We start from the raw sequence: 14,422 nt of genomic DNA on the forward strand, positions 1-14,422 counted from the left end.
TCACCGCGCGACGTGGTGCCGGTGGCTGGGTGCGCGCCCGGGCGGCTGGTGCGGTGGCGGCAGCAGCGGTTCGCGCCGGCGCGCCGGCACCGTCGTGGGTGATTGTGTGGTCAGTTCGAGTTCCTTGCCGGCATGGTGGATCGTCAGCCGGCCGTCGGGCCCGTCACGCAGCGCATAGGTGACCTCATGGTGGGTGGCCGCGACCGTGACGCGGAAACCCCTCCAACGCAAGCGGAATCGGAGACGTGAGATCCCATCCGGCAGCGCCGGATCCAGCGCCAGCACACCCTCGTCGTCACGCAGGCCGCCGAACCCGGCCACCAGCGCGAGCCAGGTTCCGGCCAGCGCCGCCAAGTGCAGTCCCTCGCGGGTGTTGTCGTGCAGATCGCGCAGGTCGACGAACGCCGTTTCGTAGGTGTAGTCGTGGGCCAGCTCCACATGCCCCACCTCGGCGCACATCACCGCCTGGGTGCAGGCCGACAGCGAGGAGTCGCGCACCGTGCGCCGCTCGTAGTAGTCGACGTTGCGGGCCTTCTCTTCGGGACTGAACGCGTGGCTGCGCCAGTGCATGGCCAGCAGGACATCGGCCTGCTTGACCACCTGAGCCGGGTAGAGCCGTACATAAGGTTCGTTGAGCAGCAACGGGTAGGTGGTCCGGGCGTCGAAGTCCCACTCTGCGGCGGAGGTGAAGCCCTCGCACTGCGGATGCACGCCCAGTTCCTCATCGTAGGGGATGTGCGCCGCGTCGGCGGCATCGCGCCAGCCGGCCATCTCCTCGGTGGTGACCCCCAACTCGTGGGCGGCGTCGGGATGGCGGGCGCACGCCTCGGCCGCGGTGCGCAGATTGTGGGCGGCCATCAGATTGGTGAACACGTTGTCCCGGACGATCGCGGTGTACTCGTCGGGGCCGGTCACCCCGGACAGGTGCCACACCCCGTGCCGGTCGTGGTGGCCCAGCGACCGCCACAGCCGGGCGGTCTCGACCAACACCGCCAGCCCGCATTCGGCCTCCAAAGAGCCGTCCCCGGTGACGATCCGGTACTGCTCGAATGCCGCCGCGATGTCGGCATTGATGTGCCAGGCGGCCGTGCCGGCCGGCCAGTATCCCGAGCACTCCTGGCCACGGATCGTCCGCCACGGGAAGGCCGCCCCCGCCAGCCCGAGTTCGGTGGCCCGGTCGCGGGCCAGATCCAGTGTCGACGACCGCCAGCGCAGCGCGTCAGCCGCCGCGTGCGGAGCGGTGTAGGTCAGCACCGGGATGATGAAACTCTCACTGTCCCAAAAGGTATGGCCGTCATATCCGGTGCCGGTCAGTCCCTTGCTGGGGATCGCCCGGCGTTCGGCGCGCGCGCTGGCCTGCAGCAGGTGAAACAGCGCGAAGCGGACCGCCTGCTGGCAGTCCGGATCGCCGTCGACCTCGACGTCGGCGCCGTCCCAGAACTCGTCGAGGTAGGACCGCTGGGCGTCGACCAGCCCCTGCCAGCCGCTGTAGCGGGCACCGGTCAGCGCGGCGACGGCCTGATCGCGCAGCGCGGGCCGGGACCGCTCGCTGGACCAGCCGTAGGCCAGGTACTTGACGATCCGCAATTTCTGCCCGGGGCGCAGCCCGCACACCACCGTGGTCGCGGCCACATCGGGAATCGCGATGGTGTTGACCTGGACCCGGCCGGGCACCTCGATCTCGTGGTGCATGGCCGCGGCCATCATCAGCCCACTGGCCCGCGTGCGGTGCACCAGCACCGCCCCGCGGTCGGTGTTCTCCCGCTCCACGGCCTCCAGGGGGTTGTCCAGGATCGCCGCCACCCGCGGGTCGCCGGAGGTCGTCGGTTGGTCCTCGTTGGCGACCAGCTCGGATTGCACTGTCACACGGACGAATTCGTCGATCGCCTCGACGACGTACTCGATGGCCGCGACGCTGCGCTGGGCCAGTGAGACCAGCCGGGTCGAATGCACGTTGACCTGTTTGCCGGCCGGTGAGCGCCAGTGCACCCGGCGGACCAGGGTGCCGGCCCGCAGGTCGAGGGTGCGCTCGTGGTCGATCAGCTCGCCGTAGCGGACGTCGAACGGTTCGTCGTCGACCATCAGCCGGATGATCTTGCCGTTGGTCACGTCGACGACGGTCTGCCCGGCCTGCGGATAGCCGAACCCGGCCTCGGCGTAGGGCAGCGGCCGCACCTCGTAGAACGAGTTCAGGTAGGTGCCGGGCAGGCCGTAGGGCTCGCCCTCGTCGAGGTTGCCGCGCAATCCGACGTGCCCGTTGGACAGCGTGAACAGGGATTCGGTCTGCCCGAGCAGATCCAGGTCGAGCCGGGTTTCGCGGATCTGCCAGGGGTCGATCGGAAAGTAGTCCTCAGGGATCATCGGCCTGCCTTCACAGAAGTTCCTCCAAATCGGTGACGACGAGGTCGGCGCCATGGCTCAGCAGGTCTTGGGCCTGACCTACCCGATCGACACCCACCACGAAACCGAACCCGCCGGCCCGTCCGGCCGCCACCCCCGAGAGCGCATCCTCGAACACCGCGGCCCCGGCGGGGGCGACACCGAGCAGCTGCGCCGCCCGCAGGAACGAGTCCGGGGCCGGCTTGCCCGCGATGTGTTCGGTGCGCAGCGTCACGCCGTCGACGCGCTGCGCGATGAACTTGTCCAGGCCGGTGATCGCCAGCACTTCGCCGGCGTTGGCGCTGGCCGACACCACCGCGGTGGCCAGGCCCGCCGCGGTGACCGCGGCCAGGTAGCGCCGCGAGCCCTCGAACACGTCCACCCCGTCGGTCTGCAGCGCGGTGAGGAACGCCGCGTTCTTGCGGTTGCCCAGGCCGTGCACCGTTTCGGCCTCAGGCGGGTCGTCGTTGCCGCCGTCGGGCAGCACGATGTCGCGGCTGGCCAGAAAGGTGCGCACCCCGTCGTCGCGCTTGCGGCCGTCGACGAATCGCAGGTAGTCGTCCACCGGGTCGAACGGCACGAACGGCGTACCGGTGCGCTCGGCGCGCGCCGACAGATACCCGTCGAACATGGCCTTCCACGCCCGGGTGTGCACGCTGGCGGTGTCGGTGAGCACGCCGTCGAGATCGAACAGGCAGGCGCGCACCGTTTCGGGCAGGCCCAGCACCATGGATGACCCCCTTCCGGCTCTCGGGCTGATGTCCACTCCACCATGCCCGCCGTCGGATCGGGGACAGTTTGCGGCCACTACACTCTCTGCGGTGTCGTCCCCATCGTCGCGCCCCGTGTTGGTCATCGACTTCGGTGCGCAGTATGCCCAACTGATCGCCCGCCGGGTCCGCGAGGCGCGGGTGTTCTCCGAGGTCGTCCCGCACACCGCGACCGTCGAGGAGATCGCCGCGCGCAACCCGCGGGCGATCGTGCTGTCCGGCGGGCCGGCCAGTGTCTACGCCGAGGGCGCCCCGCAGCTGGATCCGGCGCTGTTCGACCTCGAGGTGCCGGTGTTCGGCATCTGCTACGGCTTCCAGGCCATGGCGGCCGCGCTCGGCGGCACCGTCGAGCGTACCGGAACCAGTGAGTACGGCCGTACCGAGCTGAAAGTGACCGGCGGCGAACTGCATTCGGGTCTTCCGGGCACCCAGCCGGTGTGGATGAGCCACGGCGATGCGGTGACCGACGCACCGGACGGGTTCGCGGTGGTGGCCGCCACCGCCGGCGCCCCGGTGGCCGCGTTCGAGAACCGGGCGCGTCGGCTGGCCGGGGTGCAGTACCACCCGGAGGTCATCCACACCCCCTACGGGCAGCGGGTGCTCAGCCGGTTCCTGCACGAGTTCGCCGGTATCGACGCGGTGTGGACGCCCGCCAACATCGCCGAGGCGCTGATCGAGCAGGTGCGGGCTCAGATCGGTGACGGTCACGCCATTTGTGGGCTGTCCGGCGGGGTGGATTCCGCGGTCGCCGCGGCGCTGGTGCAGCGCGCCATCGGGGACCGGCTGACGTGTGTATTCGTCGATCACGGGCTGTTGCGCTCCGGGGAGCGCGAGCAGGTGCAGGAAGACTTCGTGGCCGCTACCGGGGCACGGCTGGTCACGGTGGACGCCGCTGAGGTCTTCCTCGACGCGCTGGCGGGGGTCTCTGACCCCGAGGGCAAGCGAAAGATCATCGGCCGGCAGTTCATTCGCGCCTTCGAAGGCGCGGTGCGTGATCTGGCCGCTGCGGAGCCGATCGACTTCCTGGTGCAGGGCACGCTGTATCCGGACGTGGTGGAATCCGGCGGCGGAGCCGGCACCGCGAACATCAAGAGCCACCACAATGTGGGCGGGCTGCCGGAAGATTTGAAGTTCACCCTCGTCGAGCCGCTGCGATTGCTGTTCAAGGACGAAGTGCGTGCGGTCGGGCGGGAATTGGGGCTGCCCGAGGAGATCGTTGAGCGCCAACCGTTCCCGGGGCCGGGATTGGGGATCCGGATCGTCGGCGAGGTCACTTCCGAGCGGTTGGCGACGCTGCGGGCGGCCGACGCGATCGCTCGCGAGGAGTTGACCACCGCCGGCCTGGACCACCAGATCTGGCAGTGCCCGGTGGTGCTGTTGGCCGACATCCGCTCGGTCGGGGTGCAGGGCGACGGCCGCACCTACGGGCATCCGATCGTGCTGCGGCCGGTGTCCAGTGAGGACGCCATGACCGCCGACTGGACCCGGGTGCCTTATGAGGTGCTGGAGCGCATCTCCACCCGGATCACCAACGAGGTGGCCGAGGTCAACCGGGTGGTGTTGGATATCACCAGCAAACCGCCCGGGACCATCGAGTGGGAGTGATTTCCAGGCCGCGCTGGCCCCAAACCCGCGAGTAACAGCCGTCACTTGCGTACCCGCGGAGCGGGGGTGTGATGAGTTCGAATCGGATTGCGCCGGCGATATCACCCTCTTCTGTGAGGGGGCGCATGCCGCCTCGCCGCGTACTATGACGAAGTGCGCGTGTTCGTCACGGGTGGCACCGGCGCGATCGGTAGCCACAGCCGGCTGGCCCTCCTGCTCGGTGATCGGGCCACATCGCTGACCCGATCACTGCGTGTCAGCAACGCCCGTTTCCGCGCGGTCGCGGGCTGGGCACCGCGGTACCCGAGCGTGCGGGAAGGGTATCGGGCGATGGCGGCCGGTACCCCTTCGCGATAGCGCATGCGCTAGCCATTTCGGAAAGATCTCATACCTCCTGACGCGGTGCGGATGTGACTCCCGGGGCCGGTGATACCCCCTGAGGCGGCCCGGCTTGACGGTTGTCGGTGGGGAAGTGTTCACTCGGGCATATCGAACATAGTTTCGAACCGATGCGAGGTTTCCCGGAGGCGATCATGACGGCGGCGGTGGACTTGGGGCAACGTCCTAGCGCCCCTGAAAATCGTGCTGAACAGCTGCAGCAGCTGCGCCGGCAAATGGCGGCGGTGGCCGGGAAAGTGGGCGCCGGGCGGCGGGGGCTCGGCGCCGCCCCGGTCTCTGAGTCGGTGCTGCCGGTGCCGCCGCTGCTGGCCGGGGTGCTGCCCGCGGGGTTGCCGCGGGGCACGGTGGCGGTGCTGTCGGGGGCCCGCTCGCTGGCGCTGAGCATGGTGGCCTCGGTGACGGCGGCCGGCGGTCACGCGGCCATCGTCGGCCAGCCGGACACCGGGCTGCTGGCCGCAGCGGAGATGGGCGCCGACCTGAGCCGGCTCGCGGTGATCCCCGACCCCGGCAACGATCCGGTGGAGGTGGCCACGGTGCTGATGGACGGCATGGATCTGGTGGTGCTCGGCCTGGGCGGCCGCTGCGTGCCGCCGGCGCGCACCCGGGTGGTGCTGGCCCGGGCTCGCCACCGGGGGTGCGCGCTGCTGATCTCCGGCGGTGACTGGCAGGGCGCGGCGCTGCGGCTGGACGCCCGGGTGAGCGGCTACGAGGTGACGAGCGGCGAGGCGACAAGCGGCGCGACGGCGGGCTGTGCGGCGCGCCCCGGCTTCGGGCGGATCGGCGCGGTGCGACTGGAGGTGCAGGCCCGCGGGGGCGCGGCCGGGCGAACCAGGGCCGGGTAGTGATGGCCGCATCCCGGGTATTGGCGCTGTGGTGCATGGACTGGCCCGCGGTTGCTGCGGCGGTCGCGGCGGGCCTGCCGGCCACCGCACCGATCGCGGTCACCCTGGCCAATCGGGTGATCGCCTGCTCGGCGGGTGCCCGCGCGGCCGGCGTGCGGCGCGGGCTGCGGCGCCGCGAAGCGGCGGCCCGCTGCCCGCCACTGCACGTGGTGACCGCCGACACCGACCGCGACGCCCGGCTGTTCGAGCCGGTCCTCGCCGCGGTCGACGAACTGGTGCCGGCCGCCGAGGTGCTGCGGCCCGGCCTGCTGGTGGTCTCGGTACGCGGCGCGGCCCGGGCGTTCGGTTCCGAGGAACACGCCGCCGAACGCCTCGTCGACGCGGTGGCCGCAGCCGATGTCGAATGCCAGGTCGGGATCGCCGATGGGCTCTCCGCCGCGGTGCTCGCCGCGCGCGCCGGCGTCGTAGTGCCGCCCGGAGCCGACGCCCGATTCCTGTCGGCGCTGTCGATCCGGCAACTGGCCGCCGAGCCCAGCCTGTCCGGTCCCGGGCGCGACGGCCTCGTCGATCTGTTGTGGCGGTTAGGGATTCGTACCATCGGACAGTTCGCCGCGCTACCCCGCCCGGACGTGACCTCGCGGTTCGGGCCCGATGCGCTCATCGCGCACCGGTTCGCCCGCGGCGAGCCGGAACGCGGGCCGTCCGGGCGGGAGCCGACCCCGGATCTCGATGCGGTGCTGCACTGCGACCCGCCGATCGAGCGGGTCGACGCCGCGGCGTTCGCCGGCCGCTCGCTGGCCGGGGTGCTGCACCGGACGCTGATGGCCGCCGGCGTCGGCTGCACCCGGCTGGCCATTCATGCCGTCACCACAGGCGGGGAAGAGCTGACCCGGGTGTGGCGCTGCGCCGAGCCGTTGACCGAGGATGCCACCGCCGACCGGGTGCGCTGGCAGCTGGACGGCTGGTTGAACAGCCGGGTCAGCAGGGATCGGCCCACCGGTCCGATCACGCTGCTGCGGCTGCAGCCGGTGGAGGTGCTCTCGGCGACCGAGGCGCTGCAGCTGCCGCTGTGGGGAGGGCTCGGCGAGGAGGATCGGTTGCGTGCCCGCCGGGCGCTGGTGCGGGTGCAGGGCCTGCTCGGCCCGGAGGCGGTGCGGGTGCCGGTGCTCTCCGGCGGCCGCGGCCCGGCGGAGCGCATCACCTTGACCCCGCTGGGCGATGAGCCGGTGCCGCTGGCCGACCCGCGCCAGCCGTGGCCCGGCCGGCTGCCCGAGCCGTCCCCGGCGGTGCTGCTCGACGATCCGGTGGAACTGCTTGACGCCGAACGTAATCCGATCCGGGTGACCGGCCGGGGGCTGTTCTCCGCCGACCCGGTATGGCTGGTCGCCCGGGGCCGTGACGATCGGCTCCGCTGGTGGGCCGGGCCCTGGCCGGTCGACGAGCGGTGGTGGGACCCGCAGCGGGAAGGCCCGGGATCGGGGCGCACCGCCCGGGTCCAGGCGCTGCTGGAAGGCTCGGCGGATAGCGGCGCGCCCGGTGCGGCCCTGCTGCTGTGCTACCGGTCGCGGCGCTGGTACCTGGAGGGCAGCTATGAGTGAGGAGGCACTCCGCCCAGCCGGTCGGCCAACGCGCCGACTCGCTGCACGAACCGGTCGAAGAACGCCGCCGGGTCGACACCGACACCGATCAGCGCATTGGGCCGGCGCGCGTCCCAGTCGGGAATCGTCCGCCCGCGCGCCGCCGTGGGCGCGAGCTCGATGTGTACCGCGGCCGGGCGGGTGCTCACCAGGTCGGGTTCCAGCGCGATCGCCGCGGCCAGCGGATCGTGCAGATACGCCAGGTAGCCGTGGCCCCGGGCAACGTGCGCCTCGAAATAGAACCGCAGCGCGTCGTCGAGCAACCGGACCACCGGATGGCCCGACGGCTCCGGCAGCAGCCCCAGGATCGCCGGGGTGATCGCGATGTGACGGGTCAGATCCAGTCCGCACACGATCGGGAGTCGTTGCGGTGCAGCGGTTCCCCAGGCCGCGAATACCTCCGCGGCGGCCACCGGATCGAACCCGATGTTGAACTCGGCCCAGCCGGACCGCTCGCCGGAGAACGCGCCGCCCATGATCACCAGCCGGCGCAGCAGCGTGGGCAGTGCGGGTTCGGCCCGCAGCGCCAGGGCCAGGTTGGTCAGCGGGCCGGTGGCCAGCCCGACCAGCTGCCCCGGGTGCGCCCGCGCGGCGGCGACCCACGCCGCGGCGGCGTCGTATCCGGTGAGTCGGCCGGTGCCGGGCGGCAACTCGGCATAGCCCAGCCCCTGCGGCCCGTGGATGGTCTCGGCGGTGTGGGCCGGTCCGTCCAGCGGTGCGTCGGCGCCCTTGGACACCGGGATGCCGGGTGCCCCGCATAGTTGCAGCACGGCCAGGTTATTGCAGCAAACCTGGTGTACCGCAACGTTTCCACCGGTGCAGGCGATACCGACAAGTTCGGCATCCGGGCTGGCCAGCAGATACACCAGCGCCACCGCGTCGTCGACGCCGGTATCGAAGTCGGCGAAGACGGGCAGTGTCACGACAGCCCGGTCACCAGTAGACGCCCGGCACCAGCCGTACCGCCCGCTTGACCGGGCGGGGCACCCGCTTGACCTGCCGAGGCACCCGCACCCGGGTGATCGCCCGGGCCGGACGCTTCGGGCGGCGCCGAGGGGAGTGTGCCGCAACGGGTTCGGCCGTCGCCACCCCGCGCGCGGCGGGGGAGTCCGGGTAGCCCAGGTAGAGCTGGTGCAGCAGCCGGCGTGCCAGCCCGGGGGTGAGGTAGTTGCCGGTCTCGGCCAGGGTGCCCAATGGGGTGTCGATCCGGTCCGGCTTCTCGATCAGGCCGCGTACCACCATGGCCGCCGCGTGTTCGGCGCTGATCGCCCCCACCGGCAGCAGCTTGCGTGATGGCGCGATCATCGGGGTGGCCACCAGCGGCATGTGGATGGTGGTGAACGTGATGTGGTCCGACAGGGTTTCGGTCGAGATCACATCGGCGAACGCGTCCAGCGCCGCCTTGGTGGGCACATACGCGCTGTAGCGCGGGCTGTGCGCCAGCACCCCTTCGCTGGAGACGTTGACGACGTGGCCGAAGCGTCGTTCCCGCCAGTGCGGCAGCAATGCCAGCACCATCCGCACCGCACCGAAGTAGTTGACCGCCATGGTGCGCTCGTAGTCGTGCAGGCGGTCGGTGGAGTTGACCACTGAGCGGCGGATCGACCGGCCGGCGTTGTTCACCAGGTAGTCGACATGGTCGAACCGGCCCAGGATGTCCTTGATGGTGTGCTCCACCGACGCCGAGTCGGTGACGTCGCAGGTGAAGGCGTGCGCCTGCCCGCCGGCGGCGCGGATCTCGGCCACCAGATCGTCGAGCGCCTCCCCGCTGCGGGCCAGCGCGAAGACGACACCGCCGCGCTCGGCGACGGCGATCGCCGAAGCCCGGCCGATGCCGCTGGAGGCTCCGGTGATGATGACGTGCCGCCCGACCAGCGGACCGGCCGGATCGTCCCGGCGGGCCCGGTCGGGATCCAGGTGTTCCGCCCAGTACCGCCACAGTCTCGGTGCGTAGTCAGCGAACTCGGGCAGCCGGACGGCGCCGTTCAGCGCCGCACGGGTGGCGTCGGCGATGAATGTCGGCCGCAGGTTCACCAGGTCGAGCACCTCGGCGGGCAGGCCCAGCTGGGTGGCGATCATGTTGCGCCACACCCGGGCGCGCCCACCGACGTTGAGCACCGGGGCGGCCACGGCGCCGGGCAGCTTGGCGCGCAGTCGCGGCAGTCCGGCCTCCCGTGCGACTGCCCGATAGATGTCGGGCAGCCCGATGGATTTCGGCGCGGTCAGGTGGAAGGTACGCCCGTCATACCCGTCGGCGTGCATCAGCTCGACCAGCGCATCGACCACGTAGTCGACCGGCACCACGTTGGTGCGCCCAGTGTCGGGCACCGCCATCGGGGTGAGCCCGGGCAGCATCGCCAGCTTGGCCAGCAGCGGAAAGAAGTAGTACGGCCCATCGACCTTGTCCATCTCACCGGTGCGGGAATCGCCCACCACCACCGCCGGCCGGTACACCCGGTACCGCAGCCCCGGCGTCGAGCGCACCAGTGCTTCGGCCTCGAACTTCGTCTGGTGATACGGGGTGGGCAACCCCTGGCCGATGTCGAAGTCGTCTTCGGTGAACTCACCGGCGTAGTCGCCGGCCACCGCGATCGAGGACACATGCGCCAAGGTGGCGTCGAGTCGCTTCGCCAGGCCGATCACGGCGCGGGTGCCCTCGACATTGGCCGCCTGTTGTTCGGCCGCGCCGGCGGTGATGTCGTAGATCGCCGCACAATGCAGCACGTGATCGATGCTGCCGAGTTCGGCGATCACCGCCTCGGTCAGCCCCAGGTTCTCCGCCGTCAGGTCGCCGACCAGCGGTTTTACTCGCTCGCCCCACTCGGTCGCCAGGCGTTCGAAGCGGCCCAGCGAGGAACGGCGCACCAGCACCCACACCTGCGCGTCGGGTCGGGTCTCCAGCAGGCGAGACACCGCCCGCCGCCCAATGAATCCGGTACCGCCGGTAACGACATAACGCATTCGGTCATGGTCGCCGGTCCCGGCGGCCACGTCAACCGGTCGGGCTGAGCGGTTTCAGAACGCGCGAATGCCGTCCCACTCCACCAGCTTCCAGCCGGTGCCCGGGCTGCCCTTGATCACCACCCGGCCGATGTTGGGCAACGGGTGGTCGGTCATCAGCTCATCGCGCGGATTCTTCACGTTCATCAGGGTCCACGTCATGATCGACGCGGCGTGGGAGAACGCCACCGGATTGGTGTCGCCGCTGTCGTAGATCCGCTGAACCGCGGCGCCGAACTCGTCGTTGAACTGGTTGCCGTCGATCGAGCCGGGGATGGCGGTGGTCCGGTAACCGTGAATCCAAGCCTGCGGGGCGAGCAGATACGCTGCGTTGACCACCGACCCGGGCTTGTCGCCGAACCAGCCGGCGCTGATCTCACGCAGTCCGGGCAGGATCTGCACCTGACGGCCGAGCTCGCGCGCCAGCGGGGCGGCGGTCTGCTGGGTGCGTGCCATCGAGGAGGCGTAGACACCGTCATAGTGGTTGCGCGAGAGCTGATCCGCGATCTCCTGAGCCTCGGCGCGGCCCTTCTCGGTCAGCCCCGGACCGGGCACCGAGGTGTCGACGATCCCGGCGGCATTGGCTTCGGATTCCGCGTGCCGGACCAAGGTCAAGGTGATGGTGCGCGGATGCGGTGTGGATGAACAACCGCCCAGCACCAGCGCCACGGCGAACGCGGCCGACACCAGTGCGATCAACTTTCTGCTGCGGTTCCCCATGCGCGTCCCCATGGCGACAGCCTGCCGTGTCGACGGCACCGACGGGGCCGGTTCTGCTGAAATGGTGAGGCGAATCCCCTTCGACGACCGCCTGAGGAGAACCCATGGCACTGGACCCGACAGCCATCGGCGTAACCACCGATCCGGTGCTGGTCGAATGGACCGATCGCGACACCATGCTCTATGCGCTCGGGGTCGGCGCCGGGACGGCCGATCTGGCGTTCACCACCGAGAACAGTCACGACATCACCCAGCAGGTGCTGCCCACCTACGCCGTCATCTGCTGCTTGGGCTTCGCGGCCGCCGGCAAGATCGGCACCTTCAACCCGGCGATGCTGCTGCACGGCTCCCAGGAGGTGCGGCTGTTCGCGCCGCTGCCCGCCGCCGGAAGTCTGCAGGTGGTCGCCGAGGTGGCCGGCATCCAGGACAAGGGTGAGGGCAAGAACGCCGTCGTGATGCTGCGGGCCCGCGGCACCGACCCCAAGACCTCCGAGCCGATCGCCGAGACGCTGACGACTGTGGTCATCCGCAAGGCCGGCGGCTTCGGCGGGGAGCCGGGGCAGCGGCCGGTCGCCCCGCAGATCCCGGACTCCGAGCCGGATGCGCGCATCGCCTATCCGACCCGGGAAGACCAGGCGCTGCTGTATCGGCTCTCCGGCGACCGCAACCCGCTGCACAGCGACCCGTGGTTCGCCACCACGCTGGCCGGGTTCCCCAAGCCGATCCTGCACGGGCTGTGCACCTACGGCTTCGCCGGACGGGCGCTGGTCGCCGAACTCGGCGGCGGCGACGCCCACCGGGTCAGCGCGATCGCGGCGCGCTTCACCGACCCGGTGTTTCCGGGGGAGACGCTGACCACCTCGATCTGGCGCACCGAGCCGGGTAAGGCGGTGTTCCGCACCGAGGCCTCCGGGCCCGATGGCGGTAACGCGCGGGTGGTGCTCGACGACGGGGCGGCCGAATACCGGGGCTGAGGCCCATTCTCTTCGCCGAGTGTGCGGTTTTATCCGTGACGCGCCGCAGGGGGCGGATGAAACCGCACGCTCAGGCCAGCCGCTCGGCCAACCGCGCGGTGAACTCGGCCACCCGGGCCGGACTGTCCAGGGCGAACCGGGCGGCGGTGCCGCGGTCGCCGTCGTCGGTGTGCCGCACCACGATTCCGGCGCCGGCCAGATCGGCCACCGCGTCGAAGGCGTCCTCGTCGGTGATGTCGTCGCCGAGGAACAGTGGCGTCACCGGGTCCAACTGCTCCAGAATCCAGTGCAGCGTGCGGCCCTTGTCCCAGTCGATCTCCGGGCGCAGCTCGATCACTTCGCGGCCGGTTGTCACCCGCAGCCCGCGGCGGCGCCCGGCATCGCGCACCGCCGCCGTCGCCTCGCCGACCCGGTCGCGGGCCGCGTTGCGGTAGTGCACCGCGACGGCGTATCGCTTGTGTTCCACCATGACTCCCGGTATCGGCCCGAGCCGGTCACGCAGCGACGCGGCCGCAGCGGCCAGTACCGGCACCGCGTCGGCGGCGGCGTCGTTCTGGTGGTGGGCACCGTCCGGGCCGGTCAGCTCGAAGCCGTGGCTGCCGGCGTACCAGATCCCGTCCACACCGACGCGCGCCTGCACGTCGGCCAGATCGCGCCCGGACAGCACCGCGACCGGGCACCGGGCGGCCAACGCCGCCAACGCCTCCACCGCACCGGCCACCGGACGGGCCGCTTCGGGATCGTCGACGATCTCCGACAACGTGCCGTCGAAGTCGAAGAACACCGCCGGGCGGGTCAGCGCGTCCAACTGCAACTCGGTCATCGCGTCGGGCAGCGCTGACATCGGCCGATCCCCGGTGCGCACCGCGACCTGATCCAGGGCCGCCACGGCCGCGTCGGCGCCGTCAAAGCCGACCCCGATCACCAGGGCGAAACCCGCACTGCGAGCGGCGGTTACGTCCGATTCGGAGTCGGTGAGCACCACACACCGGCCCGGGCGCACCCCCAGCTCGGCGGCCGCGGACACCAGCTCGGCGCTGGAAGCCACCGGCCGCACCCGCACCCCGGCCTGCTGCAGCCGCGCCGTCAGCGCCGCCGTGCCGTCGCCCACGCCTAACAGCACCGCGTCGTGCCGGCGCGGGTCGATCATGATCGGCACCTTACGGCCCGCCTTCCTTACAGTTGAACGGTAGCTACCACGGTGTCACACCGCTTAGCGTGGAGGGGTGAGCCCCGGAATCCTGGTCGGTGTCGACGGGTCGCCGTCGTCGAACGCTGCGGTCGAGTGGGCGGCCCGCGACGCCGCCCTGCACAATCTGCCGTTGTCGCTGGTCCACGTGCTGGCCCCACCGGTGGTGATGACGTTCCCCGAGACGCCGATGCCGCCCGGCTACACCGAGTGGCAGCACGAACAGGGCGAACGCCACCTGCGGGAAGCCGTCAGGATCGCCGAGACCCACGGCCCGAATCTGCGGGTCGACGCCGAGATCGTGGTCGGCTCGACGGTTCCGATGCTGGTGGACGCCAGTCGCCGGGCCGCCCGGCTGGTGGTCGGCTCCCGCGGGCACGGGCTGCTGCGGCGCAGCCTGCTCGGCTCGGTCAGCTCGTCGCTGGTCCGGCATGCGCACTGCCCGGTGGTGGTCCTGCACGAAGAGCAGCAGCGCTCCGAGACTGCACCGGTGGTGGTCGGCATCGACGGCTCCCCGGTGTCGGAGGCGGCAACAGCGGTGGCGTTCGAGGAGGCGTCGCTGCGCGGGGTGGAACTGGTGGCGGTGTACGCCTGGCACGACACCGGCGTGCTCGACTTTCCCGGGATCGACGCGGCCGCAATGGCATCCGACGGCGAACTGGCCCTGGCCGAGCGGCTGGCCGGCTGGCGGGAGCGCTACCCCGACGTCACGGTGCGCCGGGTGGTGGTCTGCGACCGGCCGGCCGACCAACTCGTCGAGCAGTCCCAGCAGGCCCAGCTGGTGGTGGTGGGCAGCCACGGCCGCGGCGGCTTTACCGGCATGCTGCTGGGCTCGGTCAGCCAGGCGGTGGTGCAGTCGGCGCATGCGCCGGTGCTGGTGGTGCGCCCGGAGGCGTGACGGCTGCGC

Annotated in this window: 11 protein-coding genes and 1 pseudogene; 6 read left to right on the forward strand and 6 right to left on the reverse strand. The window is 71.2% G+C overall.

Features of this window, described 5'->3' with window-relative positions; genetic code table 11:
- Positions 1 to 2,361, reverse strand: a complete 2,361-nt coding sequence (locus AC5Y4Q_RS02795) for a glycoside hydrolase family 65 protein (RefSeq protein WP_064921378.1) — start codon at positions 2,359 to 2,361, stop codon at positions 1 to 3.
- 10 nt (positions 2,362 to 2,371) lie between these two features.
- On the reverse strand, positions 2,372 to 3,109 hold the full coding sequence (locus tag AC5Y4Q_RS02800) for a beta-phosphoglucomutase family hydrolase (RefSeq protein ID WP_125225256.1): 738 nt from the start codon (positions 3,107 to 3,109) through the stop codon (positions 2,372 to 2,374).
- Positions 3,110 to 3,200: 91 nt separating this feature from the next.
- Here AC5Y4Q_RS02800 and guaA point away from each other — a divergent pair, with 91 nt between their 5' ends.
- The 4 genes and pseudogenes from guaA to AC5Y4Q_RS02820 all read left to right on the forward strand — a co-directional run bounded on the left by guaA (position 3,201) and on the right by AC5Y4Q_RS02820 (position 7,593).
- Positions 3,201 to 4,754, forward strand: a complete 1,554-nt coding sequence (gene guaA, locus AC5Y4Q_RS02805) for a glutamine-hydrolyzing GMP synthase (protein ID WP_125225257.1) — start codon at positions 3,201 to 3,203, stop codon at positions 4,752 to 4,754.
- A 198-nt stretch (positions 4,755 to 4,952) separates the two neighbouring features.
- Positions 4,953 to 5,111, forward strand: a pseudogene (locus AC5Y4Q_RS02810) (NAD-dependent epimerase); the annotation flags it as partial.
- A gap of 176 nt (positions 5,112 to 5,287) precedes the next feature.
- On the forward strand, positions 5,288 to 5,995 hold the full coding sequence (imuA', locus tag AC5Y4Q_RS02815; RefSeq protein WP_499958296.1) for a DnaE2-dependent mutagenesis accessory factor ImuA': 708 nt from the start codon (positions 5,288 to 5,290) through the stop codon (positions 5,993 to 5,995).
- On the forward strand, positions 5,995 to 7,593 hold the full coding sequence (locus AC5Y4Q_RS02820) for a DNA polymerase Y family protein (protein WP_499957892.1): 1,599 nt from the start codon (positions 5,995 to 5,997) through the stop codon (positions 7,591 to 7,593). The genes imuA' and AC5Y4Q_RS02820 overlap by 1 nt, the downstream gene beginning before the upstream one ends.
- On the opposite strand, the gene AC5Y4Q_RS02825 is transcribed toward AC5Y4Q_RS02820, so the two are convergent.
- The 3 genes from AC5Y4Q_RS02825 to AC5Y4Q_RS02835 are packed head-to-tail and all read right to left on the reverse strand — an operon-like array spanning position 7,584 to position 11,364.
- Positions 7,584 to 8,555, reverse strand: coding sequence for a nucleoside hydrolase (locus AC5Y4Q_RS02825; protein ID WP_125225260.1), 972 nt, complete (start codon positions 8,553 to 8,555; stop codon positions 7,584 to 7,586). The two genes, AC5Y4Q_RS02820 and AC5Y4Q_RS02825, sit on opposite strands and share 10 nt — an antisense overlap.
- Before the next feature lie 10 nt (positions 8,556 to 8,565).
- The gene (locus AC5Y4Q_RS02830) at positions 8,566 to 10,593 is read right to left on the reverse strand and encodes an SDR family oxidoreductase (RefSeq protein ID WP_499957895.1); all 2,028 of its coding nucleotides are present in this window, start codon (positions 10,591 to 10,593) and stop codon (positions 8,566 to 8,568) included.
- A 54-nt stretch (positions 10,594 to 10,647) separates the two neighbouring features.
- Positions 10,648 to 11,364, reverse strand: a complete 717-nt coding sequence (locus AC5Y4Q_RS02835; RefSeq protein ID WP_428844266.1) for a histidine phosphatase family protein — start codon at positions 11,362 to 11,364, stop codon at positions 10,648 to 10,650.
- Between the two features lie 92 nt (positions 11,365 to 11,456).
- Between AC5Y4Q_RS02835 and AC5Y4Q_RS02840 the strand changes: the two genes are divergently transcribed.
- Positions 11,457 to 12,326, forward strand: coding sequence for a MaoC/PaaZ C-terminal domain-containing protein (locus AC5Y4Q_RS02840; RefSeq protein WP_499957898.1), 870 nt, complete (start codon positions 11,457 to 11,459; stop codon positions 12,324 to 12,326).
- Positions 12,327 to 12,396: 70 nt separating this feature from the next.
- Here the strand turns inward: AC5Y4Q_RS02840 and otsB are convergent, their stop codons facing one another.
- The gene (gene otsB, locus AC5Y4Q_RS02845; protein WP_499957901.1) at positions 12,397 to 13,476 is read right to left on the reverse strand and encodes a trehalose-phosphatase; all 1,080 of its coding nucleotides are present in this window, start codon (positions 13,474 to 13,476) and stop codon (positions 12,397 to 12,399) included.
- A 76-nt stretch (positions 13,477 to 13,552) separates the two neighbouring features.
- Here otsB and AC5Y4Q_RS02850 point away from each other — a divergent pair, with 76 nt between their 5' ends.
- Positions 13,553 to 14,413 carry a universal stress protein gene (locus AC5Y4Q_RS02850; RefSeq protein WP_499957903.1) on the forward strand — a complete coding sequence of 287 codons (861 nt, stop codon included), beginning with the start codon at positions 13,553 to 13,555 and terminating at the stop codon, positions 14,411 to 14,413.
- Positions 14,414 to 14,422 lie beyond the last annotated feature (9 nt).

It is taken from the genome of Mycobacterium sp. NGS16 (assembly GCF_059813225.1).